Source organism: Wolbachia endosymbiont (group A) of Scambus nigricans (assembly GCF_947251485.1).
Taxonomy (GTDB): domain Bacteria; phylum Pseudomonadota; class Alphaproteobacteria; order Rickettsiales; family Anaplasmataceae; genus Wolbachia; species Wolbachia pipientis.
In genome coordinates this window covers 388310-410830 of the sequence record NZ_OX366356.1, presented here as the reverse complement: position 1 = coordinate 410830, position 22521 = coordinate 388310, and the positions used below count along the sequence as shown (strand labels likewise).

Genomic DNA, 22521 nt, shown 5'->3' with positions numbered 1-22521 from the left:
AGAAGGGTGTCATCCCAGTCTGGGATCCAGGAATTTTATTAAGTATAAAAATAGCTGTTTTATGTTAAAATACAACGTTTTGATGATTATGGAAAGGCTGGATTCCAGACTGGAATGACATCATTATAAAGTAAAATAAGATCCCAGTGTCACGCACTGGGATGACAAGAAGAGGGCTACTGGGATGACAGGGGAGTTGCCTTTTTTCTACTTATAGCTCTTTTTACAATAATCCGAACAGACCGTAATATGCTACTGGCCTGCTATAGCCATAAACACATATCTTATCGCATTCGGACTATTATAAGAAAGGCTATAAACTATTTTCAAAATAGATAAAATATAATTTTACAATTAGCGTAAATAAAATGAATTATGATGTAATCATTTCAGGTGGTGGGTTGCTTGGTCTTATTACTGCAATTGGCCTCAGTTGTAACTCTGTGTCTGTAGCTGTAATTGAAAAAAATAGTTTGCCACGTGTAGTAGATGATAATCGAGCATTTGCTATTTCTCAAGGCTCGAAAAAAATATTGGAAAAATTAGGGATTTGGCAGTTTATAGAAAGCGAAGCTGAGCCAATACTTGATATATGCATATTAGATGCGGTTACTGTGCATTACAATCACAAAATGGTTGGTGAAGAACCAATGGGTTATGTTATTAACAATGCTACTATATGGAATGCAATCAACAATAATTTTCTGAATAAACTAAATATATACTCTCCACATTCCTATAAAACAATTGCTTGTGATTCAGGATATGTGGAAGTTATTCTTGATAATAACCAGGAATTAATATCATCGCTACTTATCTGCGCTGAAGGCAAAAACTCTAAACTACCAGAGTTATTTTCTATACCGACAGTGAAATTTGATTATAAACAAAGTAGCATAGTATTTAATGTAAAGCATGAACTGCATCACCAAAACTTAGCTGTAGAGCGTTTTTTTCCTGGCGGTCCATTTGCAATTCTACCGGTGAAGGGTGGCCATACTTCTTCAATAGTCTGGACAGAAAAATCTGAAATTTCAAAAATGCTAATGGATCTGTCTGAAGAAGAATTTATTATAGAGCTTAAAAAAAGATTTGGTTCTTATTTAGGAGAGATAAAACTAGAGGGTGAAAGAAAACTTTATCCTTTAAGTTTTGTTTTCGCAAAAAAGTTATATAAGGGTAGAGTTTTGCTTATCGGCGATGCAGCACATTCAATTCATCCAGTTGCAGGTCAAGGGCTTAATCTTGGAATTAGAGATGTAGAAAGTATTATAAAGCACGTAGTTGCCGCAAAAGCATCTGGTATTGATGTTGGCAGTAGTTATTTATTAAAGAAAATTTCACGTAACAGATACTTTGATAATTTTACAATGGCGCTTGCAACTGATGGATTAAATAGGATGTTCTCCAACAGAATATTCTGCGCTAAAGCACTAAGAAATCTTGGCTTGATTGCAGTTGAAAATTCAAATTTTCTCAAAAAAAGCTTCATTCGGCATGCTATGGGGTTTATATAAACCACTATTTTATAGTTAATGCAAGTCAGGTTTCCCACGTCATACCGCCGCGGTATCTCTAGATCCCGCTAACACGTAGCGGGATGACGGTTGTCGTTTAGCTACAAACATTAAGAAATTTACCAAACAAAAAAAAGGCAAAGAAGCTCCGTGGTGCGAGTTTTGACCCTTTAATACTTTAAATTGGCGCTGTAATAATGTTCTGACGCTTAGTTTAAGCGCGATTTGGCTGAATGTAGAAAAATTTTAAAAGACATGCAGCCGCTATAATTTTATGTAATCCGCCAAAAGATACCCTGAGTTTTTTACTGAATTTTGTCATTGAACCTGCAGGTCAAAAACAAGTTTTGAGTCATAAACACCCTTAATGCTGTAATAAGGAGGTTGGCGGAGTTTGTCAAGGAAATTTTTCGTTCCTACTGAATGACAATTGTGGCTTATGCAAGAAATCTGTTATTTTAATTATGTGAAATTTATTTTTGTGTTTCGTAGTATTATATAATCGAATTGATAAAAGCTGTATTATCTCCTTGCAGCATTAAGTGTATATTTTTCGCTATTTTTTCTACTAAGGGAGTAACATTATCAAAATTTGAAAATTTTGATAATACATAATCTGCTAAGCTTTTTTGATCTTCAGGTCTACCCACTCCAAATCTCAAGCGCCAATAATCGTTGCCAATAAAACTATCTATGGATTTAAGTCCATTATGTCCAGCAGAGCTACCACCTTTCTTTACTTTTATTCTTCCAAGTTCCAAATCAGCGTCATCGTGTATGACAACGATATTATCTAGCGATAATTTGTAAAAGTTTCGTATTTTTGCAACAGGGATGCCTGAATTATTCATAAATGAATAAGGCTTTATTAACATGATTTTATTATCATTAATCATGCCAGAGGTTATCAGATAATCGGCTTTTTTAGAGAACAACTGAAAACCCCAATATTTGCAGATTGCATCAACGGCGATGAAGCCGATATTATGATGAGTTAACTCATATTGACTACCAGGGTTACCAAGCCCAACTATCAGCTCCACTATTCCTCTGTTTCTGCTTGAGGTTCTTCAACGTCACTATCGGCAGCAGAAATTGTAACAATGGTAAAATTTTCTTCTTCATGGGCTACAAACTTAACACCTTCTGGTAATTTTACATCATTAATATGTATAGACTGGCCAATCATTTTACCGGATAAATCAACTTCAATAACCTGAGGTATTTTATCAGGAGAGCATTTAACAGCAATAGAACGACACAAAACATTAAGCACTCCACCTAACTTGACCCCTGGGGCTTTACTTTCATTCACAAATGATAGAGGTATGTCTATTTTAATTTCGCTGCCTTTATCAACAAATTGAAAATCAACATGTTGCACAGTATCCTTTACTACATGCAATTGGATATCGCGAACAAGAGCATATTCCTTTTTGCCCGAAATATTCAGCTCTATCAAATGTGCAGAAAGAGAACCTGACTTATATTGCTTTGTGAATTCCTTTGCAGACAATGTCAAATTTACATTATTATGGCCCTTTCCATATATGATTCCAGGGATGTTTCCTTTCTTCCTTAGAGAATGCATCGCTTTTGTTTTTGTTATGTCACGTAACTCTGCATTAATTGTTACTATTTCCTGTTGCGTCATCGGTTACTCCTATTCAGCTAATCCTTTTAATATAATTTAATAATAATATAACATAAAAATATTTATTTCAAACTTCATTCTTTCATACTAATTGTTTGTGAAAGGATTTATTTGGATATATATTTAAGCTTATTTAACAAGAACTATGGGCATTGACGATAAAGTAGTTTTTAGGATTTATAGACCAACAAGAACTGCAACACAATCTGGTTTAGGTAATACAAATTTCTGGCACCTAAAAATTGAATCTGGTTCTTACTACATTGAACCTTTAATGGGTTGGGTTGGCTCAAAAGATCCAAAAAAACAGATTTTATTAAAGTTTGATTCTCTTGAAAAAGCAGTATTCTACGCAAAAAAATGCAACGTTAAATACATAATTGAAATGCCAAAAAATGTTAAGAGGCTGCCAAAATCTTACGCAAGCAATTTCATACTAAAGTAAGGTTTATTGTGGTGTGCTTGTCTGTAAAAGGTAAGGCTTAATATAACCAATTTAATTCTGGGTTTTAAGTTGTGCTAGCACGCTGCTGCCATTTAAAGAGTCAAGATTTTTAACCTGGCTAGCCAGTATTAAAGAGTTATTTTTCAGGTATTTCTTTACAAGACTTGCAAGCCTTTTTGGATTATTCAAATAGCTCCATTCTGCTTGTAAAACTTTTATATCACTTTGCACTAAATTAATTTCACTTTTTATTTTTATTAGCTCTCTATTTAATGACTGAACATGTAATTTTACCTTAAATAGTCCTACAATGCTAAGAAAAAACATAACTATTGAGATGATGCAGAAAGTTCTCACGACAACCTCTGTATAGCTCTTAGTTTTGCTGAGCGTGAACGCGGATTTGCACTTACTTCTTCTATACTTGCTTCGATCACTTTTTTATTTAGCAGAGAGAATGTCTTGCAATCAGTAGCACATAAATCTTTAAAAAAAGTTTTGACTATACGATCTTCTAAGGAATGAAAGGTGACGACAATTAATTTGCCATTCTCACTTAAAATCTCAGATGCAGCTTTAATGCCCTTTTCAAGTTCTCCCAGCTCATCGTTTACCCATATTCTGATTGCCTGAAATGTTCTGGTTGCAGGATCAATTTTGCTTTTTCCACGAAATACCACGGAACGTACAATATCCGCAAGCTCAAATGTAGTTTTGATAGTTTTCTTCTTCCGTGCATTTACTATTGCTCTTGCGATTTTGCGAGAATGACGTTCGCCTCCGTAGTTATATATAGTATTTGCGATTTCTTCTTCGCGTAAAGCGTTAACAAACGTTGAAGCGTTTATATAAGAAGAGTTATCCATACTCATATCGAGTGGACCATCATGTAAAAATGAGAACCCTCTATCCCCGTTATCAAGCTGCATAGATGAAACTCCGATGTCAAAAACTATTCCATCGATACCCTCAATATTGTTGCTATCTAATAAATTTTTAATATTACTAAACTTCTCAATGAATAGTTTTATTCTATCTGAATATCTAACGCTTAAATCATCATAAAACTTAGTTACCGTTTCATCTCTATCAATTGCATATACTTTGCAATCAGCTGACTCCAATATTGCTTTGCTATACCCTCCAGCTCCAAATGTGGCGTCCACGTATATGCCACCATCCTGCGGTGATAGTAGTGATAGCATCTCTTTTAACAAAACTGAAGTGTGTGTCATATCAAAAAATTTAAGTACAGTTGGTGTAGATATCCTACTCTACTCTACTCTTCACATCAATTTTATTTATGTACATAGATTTTCTTGCCAAAATATGGTATCTTATCGGAATATATGAGCAATAATATTAAAATCAAGGTTTAATATTGTTAATATAATATTCACATAACGTTCACATTTTTTTTATATATAAGATCAAACAGGCTATAGGGAAATTATGTAGCAAATAACAAAAGTAATATTTTCAAGTTTGATTTGTAACACTTTATTGTGGTATGACCACATGCTTTTTGGCCACTTAATAAACATAATAGGTGGTGTGTTTTTTCCATCGGATGATCAACTAACCAGCGTATTGAAGGCTTTTGGAGTGTTTGCAGTGGGTTTCTTAATGAGACCAGTCGGTGCTGCTATATTTGGTCACATTGGTGATAAACATGGCAGAAGAGTTGCCTTATTGCTCTCGATTATATTAATGACTTTATCAACCGTATTAATTGCTTTTGTTCCAGGTTATCAAAGCATTGGAATACTAGCATCAATTCTGGTAGTTTGTTTAAGGCTATTGCAGGGTATATCCCTTGGAGGAGAAGCAGGAAATGCACCATTTTAATAGAACATGCTCCTAAAAACAAAAAAGGATTTTTTGGCAGCATTGAAGTATTAAGCGCAATTTTTGGTTCAGTATTAAGCCTGATAGCGGTACTCATATGCAAAAAAGTATCTGATTTTGAATCTTGGGGGTGGAGATTACCTTTCATTTTCAGTTTAGCAATGGGATTAATTAGCATATATATGAGATATATACTTGATGAAAGCCCAGAGTATAAAAGACAAAAAAATCCGTCTAAATTGCCACTAAAAGAGTTATTAAACAATTACAAAAGCCTGTTCTAATATCAATAGGTATTGACTTGGTTGAAAATGCGTCTCTCTATATATATATTTGGTATTTTTCAATGTGCTTATGAATAAAATATTAACAGTAAATACTCATTTTAATCATATAGTGGAAATACTGAGTCAAATTGCGCTCGGAGGATTGACAATATTGTTTGCAATACTTTCTGATAAGGTAGGAAGAGAAAAAGTTATGAAATTTGCATTTATAGCTTTTGTAATAGTGAGTTATCCAGTTTTTTCAATGTTATGTAGTGGCAATTATAGCTCTTTTTACAATAATCCGAACAGACCGTAATATGCTACTGGCCTGCTATAGCCATAAACACATATCTTATCGCATTCGGACTATTATAAGAAAGGCTATACTTGCTGGCACACATTCTTTTTATAATTCCAATAGCTGCATCGCTTGGTCCTGTCAGTGCACTTATGTGCGAATTATTTCCAACAAAGGTTCGGTACAGTGGATTTGGTTTATCAAGAAATATAGCTGCTGGATTTTTTGGCGGCCTTGCACCATTTATATGCACAACAATTATCAAGGTTACAGGACAAGAGACTTCAGCTAGTTTTTACATGATTTTCTGTGCATTAATTGGGCTAGTTGCTATATCGCAAATTAAGGGTGAGCTTTCTTCAAAATTACCCAAAGTAAACCAAGTATAGTTGCAGTATAGCAGAATTTAAAAAAATCTAATTATAAGGTGGGAAATGCCAATTCTTAGGTGATAATGTGAATATTTCAGCACCATCTTTTGTTACTCCAAGTGTATGCTCAAATTGAGCAGAAAGTGAAAGATCGCGTGTTGTTACTGTCCAGTCATCGAGTTTACTGAGCAGAGTCTCATGTTTTCCAGCATTAATCATTGGCTCTATTGTAAAAAACATACCTTCCTTTAAGACAAGATCTTCATCTTGATCATAGAAATGCACTACATTTGGTGGAGCATGAAAGACTTTTCCTATACCATGTCCGCAGTAGCTGCGTACGATAGAATATCCAAAATCTCTAATATATTTCTCTATAGCAAGCCCTATTTCATTTAACTTATTGCCGGGCTTAACTTGTTTGATTGCTTCCATCAACGCATTATAAGTAGCGTCACATAAACGTTTTGCTTTTATTGATGGCTTGCCAACCCAAAACATGCGACTTGTATCACCATGCCAGCGATTTAAAATCACCGTAACGTCAATATTCAAAATATCCCCATCTTTAAGCGGTGTATCATCAGGAACACCATGGCACACAACGGCATTTTTTGAGGTGCAGATTGATTTTGGATACCCCCTATAATTTAGTGGTGCTGGAATTGCACCTGCATTAATTATAAAGTCATGGCATAGATCATTTAATTCATTAGTTGTCACCCCTACCTTTACGTACGGTGCAATGAAATCAAGAGTTTCAGCAGCAAGCCTGCCAGCCTTGCGCATAAATTCAAAATCTTCTTGTGAGTGTATAGTTATGTTCATATTTTCCATGTCTTATTGTAATTGGTACGCTTACTCGCAAGTACATAAACATAATAATTTTACATATTATAAAAATAAGTCCTATGGATCCTAGTGTCAAGTCATTTGTATGAAAGGTGGTAAAACAGAAATCTAGACTGTAACTTTTGATTTAACCCAATTATACAATTTACTCATTTTACCATCCTGACCTAAAATACCAGAATTATTTTTATAAAAAGTGTCAACTATTAGCTTTATAGAGCCTATAGCAGCAGAAAATACAGGATTTTTATCATATTCGCCATCAAGACCGCTACAAGACTCAGGGCACCCAATTCGAACTTGCTTATTGAATATATAGCCTGCAATTTCCTTCATGCTTGTGAGTTGACTAGTTCCACCTGTGATCACTACTTTATTAATTGGATCTTTCTGCTCTTGAAATTGCTCTCTTACCATTTCAAGTATTTCTTCAACTCTTGGTCTTATGATGTTAATAAGCTCAGATTTGAATACTTGAGTAGGTTCATCATTTTCGTTGTTTTGCATTGTAATGTACTCATTCTCATCTATTGAAGTTACGATAGTGCTGCCATACAGTATTTTTATATACTCTGCACGTTCTATGCTTGTGCATAGCCCGTAAGCAATATCTCGAGTGATATGAACACCACCAATTGGAACGCTGCTTGCATACACAAGTTTCCCTCTTTTGAAAATTCCAATTGCAGTCCACCCACCGCCTATATCAACAATAGCAGTCCCGAGCTCTTTTTCATCTCCACTCAGACAGGCAAGACCTGCAGAATATGCAGAAGCAATACAACCTGCCATATTTAATCCACCATTATTGGTAATACAGTTTTCAATATTGGTAAGCGCTGGACGCGAAGCAGTGACAACATTAACATCAGCAGATAGTCTTTTTCCGTACAATCCACCAACTTCTTTTATGTCAGTCATGTCATCTAAGTGATATTTTAGTGGTATATTGTGAATGATAACATTGTCTTCAATATATTTCTCAAATGTTTGAAAAACTACACGTCTTATATCACGCTCAGAAATCTCATGGTTAGCTGCAATAATTTCATTATGTACATTGAAAGATGAGATGCCACATCCAGCAATGTTCACATATATCTGATCTATGGTTTCTTCTGATACTTGTTCAGCTAAACCTATAGTTGATGAGATGGAGTAATTTGCGTGTTTTACATTAGTTATTGATCCACCGTTTACACCTTCTGCAATCTTATAACCCGTTCCTGTTACTTTATAGCTGAAGTTGCCATTTATCTTAACGATTAGACAAATAATCTTTGTTGTACCTATGTCTAAAACAGCAAAAACATTTCTCTTTGGTTTTGCTATTACTGCAGAGTACATTAGTTAACCTTATTACGCAATTTCATTTAAATTGTAGCTTTCTTTAATAATTTATATTTCTATTATAGATATAGCAACATTTTAATATACACTAAATTCTGGACAAAAGGAAAAGCAAAACATAGAACTATAATTTTTATGTCCATATTACCAATTGTAATTGCCCCTGATGAAAGACTAATCACACGTGCCAGTGAAGTAACAGATATAAACGATAAAATTAAAGAATTAGCAAACGACATGTTCGAAACTATGTATGATGCAGAAGGTCTTGGCCTTGCTGCAGTGCAAGTTGGAGTGTTAAAGAGAATTTTTGTTATGGATATTCAGCTAGAAACGATTGAAAATGAGCCAGCAGGATATGGCTCAACTGGCAAATTTTACATGATTAATCCTGAGATTACAGAATTATCCGATGAACAAGTAATTCTCAAGGAAGGATGCCTTTCAATTCCAGAGCAAAGTCATGAAATTAAGCGTCCAAAGTATCTAACTGTGAAATACAGAGACTTAAATAACGAAGAACAGACGCTAAAAGCTAGTGGTTGGCTTGCAAGGTGTATTCAGCATGAATTAGATCACTTAAACGGCATATTATATATTAGACATTTATCTAAATTAAAGTATGATATGGCCATGAAAAAAGCACAAAAGGTTAAAAAGCATTATGAGCAATAAAGACCTAGAATTATTAAAATTTTACCATGAAGTGGGCGTTGATTGCACACTAATGGAGGGTGAAGAGGAAAAAAAATTGGAGAGCAAAGAGAGTGTACAACCCTCTGTTATCCAAACTGGGACCAAGAAGAAAGATGCAGATACGCGCTGGGGTGACACTAAAGATGGAAAAGACATGTTTCCAAGTGACTGGATAATCGAAGCAAGGAAACTTGCAAGCAAATGTAATAGTGTGGATGAACTAAGAAGTGCAGTTGAATCATTTGAAGGTTGTGAGATAAAAAAAACTGCAACTAATACTGTCTTTTCCGATGGTAATCCAAACGCAAAAGTTATGCTCGTTGGTGAAGCTCCAGGAGCAAATGAAGACCTTCAAGGCATACCATTTTGTGGTGCAAGTGGAATGTTGCTCGATAAAATGTTAAATGCAATCAATCTTGATCGCACTAAGGTATACATAAGCAATACTGTATTTTGGCGCCCACCTGGCAATAGAAAGCCAACCGACCTAGAGCTTGATATGTGCAGACCATTTGTTGAGAAGCATGTTGAACTGGTTTCACCACAAATTCTAATTTTAGTCGGGGGAATCGCATGTTATAGCCTTCTTGACAGCACAAAAACTATATCGAATTTGCGTGGTAGATTTCATACGTACACTAACCAATATTTGTCCAATTCAATCACCACAGCCGCTATATTTCATCCAGCTTACCTACTTCGCCAACCGGCACAAAAACGTTTAGCCTGGGAGGACTTGAAGAAGATTAGGGAGTATCTTGATAACACCAATAACTGCACAAATACCTAATAAAGTGGTAGACCTCTTGCATAGTTTTTTGCAGCATGTTAACAATCGTTAGAAACGAAAAAACTTCCTTGACAAACTCCGCCAGCCCCTTTATCACGGCAGTGAAGCTATTGTATTTGCTTTCGCCAATCTGCAGATTAAAAGGTAAGGATTACTTAATGTATCGGCGTCTTATGTTTAATTTTTTGCAGTATATAGATACTGTATGTCTTTACAAAACTTCATCTACATCTAGATTTTTATCTAAATAAGCTGAACGCGCTTATAAAGCGTTACAAGACATCAAAAAATGCCAATACTCGACAGAGATAGTAAAAGACTAGCTAACTCGGGGATTCTTTGTCTTTTTTTCTGCTTAGTAAATTTCTTAAACATTTGCAGCGTAGGTTAGTTGCAATTAAAAGCAGCTGAATTTCCCTTGTCAAGCGTTTAAAACATAAAAAACGCCAATATTTTAAAGCGGACAATAACCACGGGGCTTCTTTTGCCTTTTTTTTCGCTTGGTAAATTTCTTAATGTTTATAGCAACATGAATTGGGCAGGAAGGTGTAATTCCAGTGCTCCTTTTTTCGTCACCCGAGCCCCTATGATGTCATTCCAGCGCCTCTATGATGTCATTCCAGTGCTTGACACTGGGATCCAGTTTTCCATATAATCTCATCGAAAATGTTGTAACCACTTTCTATGCTAGTTTGCTTGCTCACAAGCAAACTTTCCTGGATCCCAGTGTCTGGGCACTGGGATGACAGAAGAAGGAGGCGCTGCCGTCTTGGATGGAAACCAGTGTCAGCTACTTGAATCTGCCACGCAAATTGCAATGTTCGTACAGCTGTGCGTCATGAGCTGGAATGGCATCAAGGGGTAACTTTTTATTTAAACAATGATTGTAAAATGATTATAATAAGAGATCTATTGAAATTTTAAAGTTATTAAATATTGACGCTATATACTTAAGTGTTAAAATAGAATGAAAAGTTTTTAGGAGTTTATATGGCAGCGGGTGGGAAAGCAAAGACAGCTAGTAAAAATAACCCTACTCAGCGTAAGAAAGCTGAGCAAAAAATGTATAAAGATAAACCGGTAAAACCTGTTAGATATATAGATCGTGATTCGCGCATGAATTATATGTCTGCTCAATATGACAACGGCAATCTGGTTGAAGATGAGGTAAGCGGCAATCCTATAAAGTGGGAAGCTGTATAATAGTTGTGGTTAAAGTTACTATTAATTCTAAGGAATGTGAAGTAGAGCATGGGCTCACTGTAATTCAAGCTTGTGAAGTCGTGGGCGTTGAAATTCCACGTTTTTGTTATCATGAGCGTTTAGCAATTGCTGGTAATTGCAGAATGTGTTTGGTTGAAGTGGAGGGTGGACCTCCAAAACCAGTAGCCTCTTGTGCAATGCCAGTTGCAGAAGGGATGGTTATTCACACTGATACCCCTAAGGTTAAAAAAGCACGTGAAGGTGTGCTTGAGTTTTTGCTAATTAACCACCCGCTTGATTGCCCAATTTGCGATCAAGGTGGTGAATGCGATTTGCAAGATATCACGATGGCTTATGGGAAAGGAACCAGCAGACTTGATGAGCATAAGAGGGCTGTGCCAAAAAAACACTTCGGACCACTGATTGAGACTGCGATGAATCGATGCATTCATTGCACTCGGTGTGTTAGATTTTTGTCTGATGTTGCAGGTACAAATGAACTTGGAGGAATCGGAAGGGGAGAAAATGTAGAGATTAGCACTTACATAAAAAGGCATATTAGTTTTGAATTATCTGGAAATATCATAGATCTCTGCCCGGTAGGAGCTTTAACTTCAAAGCCTTACTCCTTTACAGCGCGTCCATGGGAGCTATCACATTGTGAGACTATAGATGTGCTAGATGCTGTGGGTAGCGCAATTAGAGTTGATTATCGTGGCCCGGAGGTTATGAGGATATTACCAAGGCTGAGCGAAGAGGTAAATGAAGAATGGATATCAGATAAAACCCGCTTTGCCTATGATGGACTAAAAGTTCAGCGTCTTGATCGACCTTATATAAAAAAAGATGGTAAATTAGCCCCAGTTGATTGGAATGAGGCATTAACTGTTGCTGCAAAGAAATTAAAGAATACAAAATCAAATAAAATAGCTGCAATTGCAGGTGATTTAGCAGATTGTGAGTCTATGCTTCTACTTAAAGAAATGATGCAGAAGCTCGGCTCGGGAAATATAGATTGCAGGCAGGATGGTGCAAAACTTATACCAAATAATCGTGGATCGTATGTGTTCAATACCACTATTGAAGGTATAGAGAATGCGGATTTGTGTCTGCTTATAAATACAAACCCAAGGATAGAAGCACCGATCATTAACGTAAGATTGAGAAAGAGATATTTACAGGGCAACTTTCCTGTTGCAAGTGTTGGTCCTAACATTGAATATTTGTATCATGTTGAGAAATTGGGCGATAATCCTGATATTTTGAGTGAAATAGCAAATGGAAATCATAAGTTCTGTAAGCTGCTGAGTGCTGCTCAGAGCCCTATGCTGATTATCGGTCAAGATGCATTAGTAAGAGACGATTCTGAATCAATTCTAATTCTAGCTGGCAAAATTGCAGAAGAATTTAACATGGTCAGAGATGACTGGAATGGCTTTAATGTGCTGCATAAAGCTGCAGCAAGAGTTGGTGGGCTAGATATTGGGTTTGTTCCTAAAAAAGGCGAAAGGGATATTAATCAAATATTGGAACATGCAGAAAGTGGTGAAATAGAAGTTGTTTATCTTCTTGGTGCAGATGAAATTGACACATCAAAGTTAGAAAACACATTTGTAATTTATCAAGGTCATCACGGTGATAAGGGTGCACATGTGGCAGATGTTATCTTGCCTGGTGCTGCATATACAGAAAAATATGCAACTTATGTAAACACTGAAGGTCGAGTGCAAAGAACAAATTTAGCTGTATTTCCTCCAGGTGAAGCAAAGGAGGACTGGTTAATTATTAAAAATCTCTCGCAATATTTGGATCTCTCCTTACCATATGATAGTTTATTTGACGTGAGAAAAAAATTAGATACTATCGGTCCACAGTTTAGAAATGTTGATCAAGTGATAAAAAACACATGGGTGCCAATTAGCAATGGTAAAATAAATTTAAGTGATAAACCTTTTACTTTAAAGGAGTGTAATTTTTATATGACGGATTCAATAAGTCGCGCTTCAAAAATAATGGCAGATTGTACTAAAGCTTTTTATGAACACGCTAGTTAATATTTTATTTATTTTAGTACCGCTACTACTTTCAGTTGCATATTTGACATACTTTGAGCGTAAGGTCCTTGCTGCAATTCAACTAAGGCACGGCCCGAGTGTAGTTGGACCTTTTGGGCTATTGCAGCCATTTGCAGATGCTATTAAGCTACTGATTAAAGAGCCGATAATACCATTTAGAGCGAGCACCATACTGTTCATTATGGCTCCAATGCTTACCTTTATCTTGGCATTAATTGCCTGGGCAGTTATACCGTTTGGTGCTGAAGTAATTGTAGAAAATGGCCAGCAAGTAGTTATTCCTAAGGTTATAGCAAATATTAATGTTGGAGTGCTTTACGTGCTAGCTATATCGTCGCTGGGAGTATACGGCGTGATTATTGCAGGCTGGTCAAGCAACTCCAATTATGCATTCCTTGGCGCTATACGGTCGGCTGCTCAGATGATTTCATATGAAGTTTCAATAGGCTTAATAGTTGCTGCAGTCGTTATTACCACTGGAACATTAAATCTTGGAGAGATGGTGGTAGCGAAACACAATATGCCATTTTGGGTTGATTTGCTACTAATGCCTATAGGAATAATATTTTTTATTTCTTTGCTTGCAGAAACTAATCGTCACCCATTTGATTTACCAGAAGCTGAAGCAGAGCTTGTCTCTGGATATAACGTTGAATATTCATCCATGCCTTTTGCCCTCTTTTTTCTTGGAGAATATGCAAATATGATTTTAGCAAGTGCTATGATGACGATATTCTTTCTAGGAGGATGGTATCCTCCGTTAGAACTTGGTTTGCTTTATAAAATTCCAGGTTTAATTTGGTTCGTTTTGAAGATAATTATACTTTTATTCGTATTTATTTGGATTAGAGCAACAATACCTCGTTATCGATATGATCAGCTAATGCGCCTTGGTTGGAAAGTGTTTCTGCCAATATCGGTGCTTTGGGTGATACTCATTTCAGGGGTGTTGCTCTTTACTGGGAATTTACCTGGATCCAATGTTTAATTTTCCAAATACAAGATTAAGGCGCAGGCGCTCGAGCAAATGGGTTCGCAATTTAACAAGTGAAAATAGTTTATCAGTAAATGATCTGGTTCTTCCTCTGTTTGTTCATAACAGAGAAGAAACAACTGAACCAATTTCTGGCTTACCAGGCGTAAAGTGTTATTCAATAGATGGATTAGTGTCTATAGTTAAGGAAGCTAAAGATTTAGGAATTAATGCTGTTGCAATTTTTCCTGTAGTTGATAGTAAACTAAAATCTGAAAACGCTCAGGAAGCATATAATTCTGACAACTTAATCTGCAGAGCAATTTGTGCTGTAAAATTAAAGGTACCTGAAATTGGTATTATTGCAGACGTTGCATTGGATCCATACACTATTCACGGCCATGACGGCATTTTAAAAGCCAATCAGGTGGACGTAGAAAACGATGAAACCATGTCGATATTATGTAAGCAAGCACTTGCTTTAGCAGCATCAGGATGTGATACAGTTGCTCCTTCTGATATGATAGATGGTAGAATAGGAAGAATCAGAAAATCATTAGATGATAACAACTTTCAAGACGTATTAATATTATCTTATGCAGTAAAATACTGCTCTAGCTTCTATGCTCCATTCAGGCAAGTCGTTGGTTCATGTGGGCTATCACATTCTATAGACAAAAGTGGTTATCAAATGGATTATAAAAATGCGCGCGAAGCAATGTGCGAAATTGAAATGGATATAAATGAAGGTGCAGATTTTATTATGATTAAACCAGGTATGCTATATTTAGATATTATCAAAACAGCAAGTGATAAGTTTAATTTTCCGATTTTTGCTTACCAAGTAAGCGGTGAGTACGCAATGATAAAAGCTGCTGCAAATAATAGCTGGCTAGATTATGACAAGGTGATTTATGAGTCTTTGATTGGTTTCAAACGTGCGGGTGCAAGCGCAATATTCACTTACGCTGCACTTGATATTGCAAAAAATTTAAGTGCATAAGCCCTATAAAATTATTAAATTTTTGGCGCACGTTCTTCTGCTGTTGCTGCATATTACCTAAAATCTTCCAATACATGTTTTAAGCTATTGATAAGTCTATTACAATACAGTATTATAAATAATATAAACCAAGTGTTACTCAGAACATGGGGATTTTTTTTAAATTTTTGGGGAAGATGCTAGGCAAGGTTTTTCCTGCTAAAACAGTAAGCTCTCTTTTAGGAATAGGATATTTACCAAGTTGGCAGAACTATTGGTCTTCTTTTTTAATATTATTTATTGTCGATGTTATATTAATTCTTACATATGGAGGCGAATACTTACTATATAAAATGCCAGACTCAGGAATAGTCGTAGCTGCTGTTTTTACAAAATTGGCAATAGTTATGTTAGTAATGCAATTAATTGGAATATTTATTTTTCATGCTCAAGACCCTTCAGCAAACAGTGGTGAAGAAATAGTAATACAAATAGCGTCAGGGCAAGTACTGACTGTAGCACTTTCAATGCCAGCAATGATGTCGATTTATTATGCTGTAAGTAAACTCTATGGGAGTATATGTAAGCAGATGTTTCAATGCCCATTTTGGTTTAATGATTTTATGCACTTTTTCTTTTTTCTTATGATACCTTACGTATTTTTTAATGTCGTAGAAGTGATAAAACCATGGCCAATAAGTTCAATACAGCTCAGCTATAATAATGCAATGTCAATTACATTTGAGGGGATTTTTCACACATTTTATGCGGTGATTTTACTGTATTTAACAGCATTTATATTCTGCGATTTAACTATGCATGATGCAATTGTCCTAAATAAAAGCATAATTCAGTATGTGAGGGAAAGTTCAGCAGTTTTAGGTGATTATTTACATGATACTGTTAAAAAAATAGGTATTGAATAGTACTTATTTATTTATATATTTAGTATAAAAAGTGTGCAATTTGTGTGAACTTACAAAGTATAATAAAAGAGTTACAAGATTTTTGGGCTAGTGAAGGATGTGTTATACTTCACCCATACACATCTGAAGTTGGTGCTGGCACATTACATCCTGCAACAATTATGTCTGCAATTGATACAAAACCGACAAAAATTGCATATCTACAACCAGTAATTAGGCCAGCAGATGGACGCTATAGTGATAATCCTAATCGCTTGTATCAACATCACCAATATCAAGCTATAATAAAGCCATCTGGTAATAATTTACAAGACGTCTATTTAGATAGCTTAAAAGTTCTTGGCATATCTACAGAAAAATATGATATTAAGTTTGTTGAAGATGATTGGGAAAATCCGAGCGTTGGTGCATCAGGACTTGGATGGGAAGTTACATGCAATGGAATGGAAGTAACACAGCTTACTTATATACAGCAAGTTGGAGGGATTGACTGCAAGATGATTCCTGGTGAGGCGGCATATGGGTTGGAACGTTTAGCAATGTGCATACAAGGTGTAGATAATGTTTACGATATAATTTGGAACGATAACGGTGTAACTTACGGAGATATTTTTAAACAAAGAGAATATGAATTTTCTTATCTAGCGTTAGATTATTATGATACTAAAGTGGTACAGCAGCAATTCGAAGATACGGAAAAATTGTGTAAGTTCCTTATTGAAAAGGAGCTACCAATGGCAGCCTATGACCAATGTATTAAAACTAGTCACCTACTTAATCTGCTTGATGCAAGAGGTGTGCTTGGTGTAAATGAACGTACAGCTTATATTGGTAAAGTTAGAGAGCTAACAAAAAAATGTTGTGAATTGTACATGAGTAAATAGCGTATGTCGTTGCAGTTATTATTTGAGTGCCTTTCAGAAGAAATACCACCGAGAATGCAGAATGTAGCTGCAACTCAAGTTAAGAGCTGTATTGCCAATGTTTTTAACAAAAATAATGTAAAATTTACATCAATGGAGGTTTTTATAACGGCACGTCGCATTACTCTATTTGTTGACAACATAAATGCTTTGGAGCTAAAGGATTCCAATAACGAAGTTAAGGGACCAAACATTAACGCACCAAAAAGTGCTATCGAGGGTTTTTTAAGAAAATATCAGAAAAATGAAGAAGATTTGCTCGTTCGAAAAGTAAATAATGAGGATTTTTACTTCATTAAAAGAGAAAGCTGCTCATTTAACATTCAAGAGTTTCTTAAAAATCAACTAGGAGAAATATTAAAAAATTTCTCTTGGCCAAAAAGTATGAGATGGGGCGAAGGAAAAGAAAGGTGGGTTAGGCCAATTAAAAACATTTTATGCATTTTAAATGATGAAATAATACCTGTATCTTTTGCATGGATCACAGCATCTAACACAACATATGGCCATCGATTTCTCTCAAGTGGTACGGCGCTTACTGTTAAAACACCTAAAGACTATTTTGAATTGCTAGAAAAAAACAGTGTAATTCTCCAAATGGACAAAAGAAAGCAATTTATACTAGATCAGATTAATAAATTCACAAAAGAGCAGAATTTACAACTTGAGAAAAATGATTATTTACTAAATGAATTGACAGGGCTTATAGAGTGGCCAATCGTACTGTTTGGTGAAGTGAATCAAGAAAAGTCATTTGGATTACCGAAGGAAGTAATACTTAGTATAGTTCATACACAACAAAAATACCTTGCTTTAAGTAATGGAAAGAGAATTTCACACTTTGTCACTGTTGTCAACGTCAACAATGGTGAAGTTGTTAAAGGACACGAAAGAATATTAGAAGCACGTCTTGCTGATGCCCAATTTTTAATGTCTCAAGATAAAAAGGAAAATCTAGATTATTATGTCAAAAGATTAGGTTCAATATTATTTCATGCTTCACTTGGCAGCGTGGGGGAAAAGGTGAAGCGTATTACGGCTTTGTCAAAGTATATAGCTATATTTATTCCACATGCTTCGCTGATAAAAGTTGAACGTGCTGCATATTTGGCAAAAGCTGATTTGGCAACATCGATAGTAAGAGAGTTTCCAGAATTACAAGGAGTAATGGGTGGATATTATGCTTCTTATTTTCAAGAAGATAGAGAAATAGTGGAAGCTATAACTGAGCATTATAAGCCAATCGGGCCAGAGCAGGAGTGTCCTAAATCTCCTTCTGCAATTGCTGTGTCAATTGCAGACAAAGTGGATAGCTTAGTTGGTTTAATTGCAGCAGGTGAGAAAATCTCTGGTTCGTATGATCAATTTGGTTTGCGGAGAATGACAATTGGTATAATTAGGACAATACTTGAAAATAATTTGCATGTTCCAATTAGGCTAATGATAGACAAGTCAGTATCTTTATATTCAAGGCTTCTATTTAATAAAAATACAGCGTCAGTTGATAAGCCGAATAGAAAACAAATTTCAGAACTAGTATTTAGATTTTGCTTAGAAAGATTCAAGGTTATTTTAAAAAATAGAGATATAAGGCAAGATGTTGTAGATTCAATACTATATAAAATCGATATTAATGATCTGCTGACAGCAGAAAAGCAAACTGTTATATTGGATCGTTATCTTAGTACTCCAGAAGGTGAACAAATTCTAAGCACTTACAAAAGAGTCAGTAACATGATGAGCAAAGCAAGGAAAAGTGATGGCACTACTTATAGTGCATCTTACGGTAAGAGGTTTTTGATTGAAAGTGAAGAAATTGCGCTATCAAATTGTGCTATAACTGCTTGTAAAAACATAAAACAAGCGATAAAAAATAACCACTTTAATGTAGCACTTGATGAACTTGCTGGTTTTGCTCCGTTTATCAATCAGTTTATGGACAGTATAAAGATTAACTGTGATTCTGATAAGCTGAGAAGAAACAGATTATCTTTGCTTGAAAATGTAGTTTCCATCTTTCATTTAGTAGCAGATTTTAACCTCATACAGGTTAAGCAATGGATAAATGCTCAGGCAATATAAAGAACAAATCAAATCATCTCCACAGTCCTGTGGCGTGTATAAGATGGTCGGAGATAAGAATAAAGTTTTATATGTTGGAAAAGCAAAAAACTTAAAGTCAAGGTTATCCGACTACCTTCAATTCGAAAATCTTTCTGAACGAATTAGAGTTATGCTCTTACAGGTTATTAAGGTTGAAATATTCATCACTGAGAATGAAATCGAAGCACTGCTTCTTGAAGCACAGCTAATAAAATCATTGAAACCACTTTATAATATTGTGCTTAAGGATGGAAAATCTTATCCTTATATAACAATTTCCAAGCACGATTATCCAAGAATAGCAAAATATAGAGGCAAATTTAAGAAGAATGAGTTTTATTATTATGGTCCCTTTACATCTGCCGTTGCTGTTAAGCAAACTATATTGTCATTGCAAAAAGCTTTTCTCCTAAGAGTATGCTCAGATCAATACTTTTCCTCAACAAAAAGACCATGTATTGAATATCAAATTAAGCGCTGCTCAGCACCATGCATAAACAAAATCACAAAAGACGACTACTGCCAATCAGTAAAACAGGCACGAAATACATTGCTTGGAAGAAATAAGGAAGTGAAAGAACAGTTACTTTTCACAATGAGAAAGTGCAGCAGTGAAGAAAACTATGAGCTTGCTGCTATATATAGAGATCGGGTAAAGTTTCTTGAGCAAATTCAAATACAGCACACGGATTTTTCTTTTGAAAAAGATGCAGATTTCTTCAGTATTGTACGTGAAGAGGATCTAGCATGTATTAGTGTGTTATCGTTTAGAAATAAAGACAACTACGGCAGCACTCCTTACTTTGCCGAGAACTGTGGTGATCACTCAAATGATGAAATTTTATCCACCTTTTTGGTCAATTTTTATAATTCAGCTAACATACCTCCAATACAAATTTACGTTCCAGATTCTATTGTGGATAAGGAAATTATAGAACAAGCACTATATAAGGTTGCTCAAAAGCCAGTAAAAGTTCTGCATGCAAAGAATAAAAAAGAGCGTGATTTATTGAAATTTGTTTATGATAACTCTCAGCATAGCTTAGAGCAGAAGCTTATCGATTATAGAAATAACCTAGAAAAGCTTGAAGAGCTTAGCAAAGTTTTCTTGTTACCAAGTATTCCAAAGCGTATCGAGGTTTATGATAATAGCCATATTTCTGGAAGCCAGCAAATTGGTGTGATGATTGTTGCAGGGCAGGAGGGTTTTTTAAAGAGTGAGTACAGAAAATTTACTATAAAGGAAAAATTTTCAGGCGATGACTATAAAATGATGAGGGAAGTGCTAACCAGACGTTTCTCCGGCAATATAAAAGGCATAATACCTGATTTTTTACTGATTGATGGTGGACCAGGACATGTTTCCATAGTACAGAATGTACTGGAAGTATTGAATATAAACGTTCCTTTTGCTTGTATGGCAAAAGGTCCTGATCGTAACGCAGGGAATGAAAGATTTTATATGCTGGGCAGGGAAGAATTCAGTCTGGCAAATGACAGCAAAGTCATGCTTTACTTACAATCGCTGCGTAATGAAGCCCACCGTTTTGCGATAACTTCACATAGAAAAAAACGCGATAAACAGTTTATAGTTTCACAATTAAGCAAAATACCCGGCATTGGCAACAAAAGAAAAAAAGCGTTGATGTCTTATTTTGGTTCAGTGAAAAATATAAGCAAAGCTTCTCTGGCTGAAATTCAAAACGTACCTGGAATTAGTAAAGGTTTAGCAGAAGTCATTCTTAAATACGTGAATTATAAGAGAGGAGTACTGGAATGACACAAAACCCGTTTTATTATTAGGGAATTTATATCTTAAAACCGCAAAAAAAGGTGTGCGTATTTGTGAAAAAAAATCTCCATAAAATTTAATGTGGTGGGACTAGTGCGATTCGAACGCACGACCTTCGGATTAGGAGTCCAACGCTCTATCCTGCTGAGCTATAGTCCCGTGTTTCCTACCATTCATGTAAAATTATAGCAAAAAATCCTTTCTTTTCTAGATTTATTGCATAACCAATTTATGACGACAAAAAACATTTCTGTACTTCTTGAGTATAATGCTATTATATTTAATAACATGGTTTAAGTAAGATTAATGCTAGTTAACAATATTGGTTATTTCTATAACAATCAAAACGACTTTGCTTTAAGCAATATAAACATTAAAGTAAAGAAAGGAAATGTTGCATGTTTATTGGGGCATTCTGGCTGTGGCAAGTCAACAATTTTGAAATTAATTGCGGGGATAGAAAATCCAAAATCTGGAACTATTTTTATAAATGATAGGTTAGTTGCAAGTAATAAGGCATCAGTCGCTATAGAGCATAGAAATATCGGATTGATTTTTCAGCATTCTGCATTATTTCCTCATAAAACAGTAGTAGAAAATATAACCTTTGCTATCCGCAGCTCTTCCAAGAGAGAAAAGCACCTAATTGCATTGGAAATCTTGAAGTTACTCAATATAGAAAAATATGAAAATATGTACCCTAACGCCTTATCTGGAGGACAGCAACAATTAGTTGCAATAGCAAGAGTGATGGCACAAAACCCTGATGTTGTGTTGTTAGATGAACCATTTTCTAATTTAGATATACTGCTCAAGTGCCGAATAAGACAACATATATTGTCCCTTTTCAGAAGTAAAAATATCCCTATGCTAATGGTAACTCATGACCCGCAAGAAGCATTGAAAGTTGCAGATTTTATCTACGTAATGAAAAATGGTAAAATTATTCAATCAGGAGTTTCTAGCGATATATACCATAATCCTAAAGATGATACGCTAGCAAAGTTTTTTAGTGAGCTCTCTTCTACTCTACAGTTAAACGAAAAGTTTCCACTTATTCGCTGCAAGAAAATAATCTAGTTTGGGATTGTTATAAAATAATTAAAAAACCTTGATTTATAACTAAATAAAGGTAATATAATCCATGTGTTACTTGACTTCAGTCAAGTTTTAATATTTAAAGGTCAATATTTTAAATGGAGGTGAAAATGAGTTTAGGACCATGGCAATTGTTTCTAGTCTTAATAATAATTTTAGTTCTGTTTGGTGCAGGCAGGTTACCGCAAGTTATGGGTGATTTAGGAAAAGGCATCAAAAACCTTAAACAGGAGCTTAAGGACTCAGAAAAATTATCGTCTAATGAACCAGATCGTTAGCGTCCTCATACTTCGTGACATGCACCTTAGTGCATGTCATCTGTTTAAAAACTTAGTCAGGTTAAAGAATGAAAGAGG

The 22521-nt window shown here is 35.3% G+C and carries 21 protein-coding genes, 1 tRNA gene and 1 pseudogene; 15 read left to right on the top strand and 8 right to left on the bottom strand.

The features are described from left to right. The first annotated feature begins 368 nt into the window (after window positions 1-368). Complete coding sequence (gene ubiH / locus OPR46_RS02280; protein ID WP_265043817.1) at window positions 369-1517, top strand: 2-octaprenyl-6-methoxyphenyl hydroxylase; 1149 nt, start codon at window positions 369-371, stop codon at window positions 1515-1517. Between the two features lie 494 nt (window positions 1518-2011). Here ubiH and pth read toward each other — a convergent pair whose 3' ends face one another. Together pth and OPR46_RS02270 are read right to left on the bottom strand one after the other, a co-directional pair. After that, window positions 2012-2560 (bottom strand): aminoacyl-tRNA hydrolase, encoded by a 549-nt coding sequence (gene pth / locus OPR46_RS02275; RefSeq protein ID WP_265043815.1) that lies wholly within the window; start codon window positions 2558-2560, stop codon window positions 2012-2014. Beyond that, the gene (locus tag OPR46_RS02270) at window positions 2560-3171 is read right to left on the bottom strand and encodes a 50S ribosomal protein L25/general stress protein Ctc (protein WP_265043813.1); all 612 of its coding nucleotides are present in this window, start codon (window positions 3169-3171) and stop codon (window positions 2560-2562) included. Before OPR46_RS02270 ends, pth begins: the two co-directional genes overlap by 1 nt. Before the next feature lie 145 nt (window positions 3172-3316). On the opposite strand from OPR46_RS02270, the gene OPR46_RS02265 reads away from it, so the two are divergent. Beyond that, the gene (locus tag OPR46_RS02265; protein ID WP_265043812.1) at window positions 3317-3616 is read left to right on the top strand and encodes an ETC complex I subunit; all 300 of its coding nucleotides are present in this window, start codon (window positions 3317-3319) and stop codon (window positions 3614-3616) included. A gap of 51 nt (window positions 3617-3667) precedes the next feature. Here OPR46_RS02265 and ftsL read toward each other — a convergent pair whose 3' ends face one another. Continuing rightward, window positions 3668-3973 carry a cell division protein FtsL gene (gene ftsL / locus OPR46_RS02260; RefSeq protein WP_265043811.1) on the bottom strand — a complete coding sequence of 102 codons (306 nt, stop codon included), beginning with the start codon at window positions 3971-3973 and terminating at the stop codon, window positions 3668-3670. Then, the gene (gene rsmH / locus OPR46_RS02255) at window positions 3970-4851 is read right to left on the bottom strand and encodes a 16S rRNA (cytosine(1402)-N(4))-methyltransferase RsmH (RefSeq protein WP_265043809.1); all 882 of its coding nucleotides are present in this window, start codon (window positions 4849-4851) and stop codon (window positions 3970-3972) included. Before rsmH ends, ftsL begins: the two co-directional genes overlap by 4 nt. Before the next feature lie 283 nt (window positions 4852-5134). Between rsmH and OPR46_RS02250 the strand changes: the two are divergent. Next, window positions 5135-6420, top strand: a pseudogene (locus OPR46_RS02250) (MFS transporter). Between the two features lie 27 nt (window positions 6421-6447). Here the strand turns inward: OPR46_RS02250 and map are convergent. Next, window positions 6448-7230, bottom strand: a complete 783-nt coding sequence (map, locus tag OPR46_RS02245) for a type I methionyl aminopeptidase (protein ID WP_265043807.1) — start codon at window positions 7228-7230, stop codon at window positions 6448-6450. Window positions 7231-7362: 132 nt separating this feature from the next. After that, window positions 7363-8601, bottom strand: a complete 1239-nt coding sequence (ftsA, locus tag OPR46_RS02240) for a cell division protein FtsA (RefSeq protein ID WP_265043803.1) — start codon at window positions 8599-8601, stop codon at window positions 7363-7365. A 138-nt stretch (window positions 8602-8739) separates the two neighbouring features. Between ftsA and def the strand changes: the two genes are divergently transcribed. Both def and OPR46_RS02230 read left to right on the top strand, forming a co-directional pair. After that, window positions 8740-9279, top strand: coding sequence for a peptide deformylase (gene def / locus OPR46_RS02235; RefSeq protein WP_265043801.1), 540 nt, complete (start codon window positions 8740-8742; stop codon window positions 9277-9279). Next, complete coding sequence (locus OPR46_RS02230; RefSeq protein WP_265043798.1) at window positions 9269-10090, top strand: uracil-DNA glycosylase; 822 nt, start codon at window positions 9269-9271, stop codon at window positions 10088-10090. The genes def and OPR46_RS02230 overlap by 11 nt, the downstream gene beginning before the upstream one ends. 614 nt (window positions 10091-10704) lie before the next feature. Here the strand turns inward: OPR46_RS02230 and OPR46_RS06865 are convergent. After that, on the bottom strand, window positions 10705-10908 hold the full coding sequence (locus tag OPR46_RS06865) for a hypothetical protein (RefSeq protein ID WP_265043795.1): 204 nt from the start codon (window positions 10906-10908) through the stop codon (window positions 10705-10707). Window positions 10909-11080: 172 nt separating this feature from the next. Here OPR46_RS06865 and OPR46_RS02220 point away from each other — a divergent pair, with 172 nt between their 5' ends. The 8 genes from OPR46_RS02220 to uvrC all read left to right on the top strand — a co-directional run bounded on the left by OPR46_RS02220 (window position 11081) and on the right by uvrC (window position 21055). After that, window positions 11081-11293: a hypothetical protein gene (locus OPR46_RS02220; RefSeq protein WP_006279675.1), complete on the top strand. Its 213-nt coding sequence runs from the start codon at window positions 11081-11083 to the stop codon at window positions 11291-11293. Between the two features lie 5 nt (window positions 11294-11298). Beyond that, window positions 11299-13347: an NADH-quinone oxidoreductase subunit NuoG gene (gene nuoG, locus OPR46_RS02215; protein WP_458694308.1), complete on the top strand. Its 2049-nt coding sequence runs from the start codon at window positions 11299-11301 to the stop codon at window positions 13345-13347. Continuing rightward, window positions 13331-14356 carry an NADH-quinone oxidoreductase subunit NuoH gene (gene nuoH, locus OPR46_RS02210; RefSeq protein WP_015588803.1) on the top strand — a complete coding sequence of 342 codons (1026 nt, stop codon included), beginning with the start codon at window positions 13331-13333 and terminating at the stop codon, window positions 14354-14356. Before nuoG ends, nuoH begins: the two co-directional genes overlap by 17 nt. Then, the gene (gene hemB / locus OPR46_RS02205; RefSeq protein WP_265043784.1) at window positions 14349-15344 is read left to right on the top strand and encodes a porphobilinogen synthase; all 996 of its coding nucleotides are present in this window, start codon (window positions 14349-14351) and stop codon (window positions 15342-15344) included. The genes nuoH and hemB overlap by 8 nt, the downstream gene beginning before the upstream one ends. A 146-nt stretch (window positions 15345-15490) precedes the next feature. Then, entirely contained in the window at window positions 15491-16249 is a 759-nt protein-coding gene (locus tag OPR46_RS02200) for a phosphatidylglycerophosphatase (RefSeq protein WP_213863111.1), read from the top strand. A gap of 44 nt (window positions 16250-16293) precedes the next feature. After that, window positions 16294-17133, top strand: coding sequence for a glycine--tRNA ligase subunit alpha (locus OPR46_RS02195; RefSeq protein WP_265043778.1), 840 nt, complete (start codon window positions 16294-16296; stop codon window positions 17131-17133). A 3-nt stretch (window positions 17134-17136) separates the two neighbouring features. Then, on the top strand, window positions 17137-19254 hold the full coding sequence (glyS, locus tag OPR46_RS02190) for a glycine--tRNA ligase subunit beta (RefSeq protein WP_265043776.1): 2118 nt from the start codon (window positions 17137-17139) through the stop codon (window positions 19252-19254). Further along, window positions 19238-21055: an excinuclease ABC subunit UvrC gene (gene uvrC / locus OPR46_RS02185; RefSeq protein WP_265043771.1), complete on the top strand. Its 1818-nt coding sequence runs from the start codon at window positions 19238-19240 to the stop codon at window positions 21053-21055. Before glyS ends, uvrC begins: the two co-directional genes overlap by 17 nt. A 94-nt stretch (window positions 21056-21149) precedes the next feature. On the opposite strand, the gene OPR46_RS02180 is transcribed toward uvrC, so the two are convergent. Beyond that, window positions 21150-21226 (bottom strand) — tRNA-Arg (locus tag OPR46_RS02180). Between the two features lie 147 nt (window positions 21227-21373). Here OPR46_RS02180 and OPR46_RS02175 point away from each other — a divergent pair. Further along, window positions 21374-22147 (top strand): ABC transporter ATP-binding protein, encoded by a 774-nt coding sequence (locus OPR46_RS02175; protein WP_265043769.1) that lies wholly within the window; start codon window positions 21374-21376, stop codon window positions 22145-22147. Window positions 22148-22275: 128 nt separating this feature from the next. Further along, on the top strand, window positions 22276-22443 hold the full coding sequence (gene tatA / locus OPR46_RS02170) for a twin-arginine translocase TatA (protein ID WP_006013840.1): 168 nt from the start codon (window positions 22276-22278) through the stop codon (window positions 22441-22443). Window positions 22444-22521 lie beyond the last annotated feature (78 nt).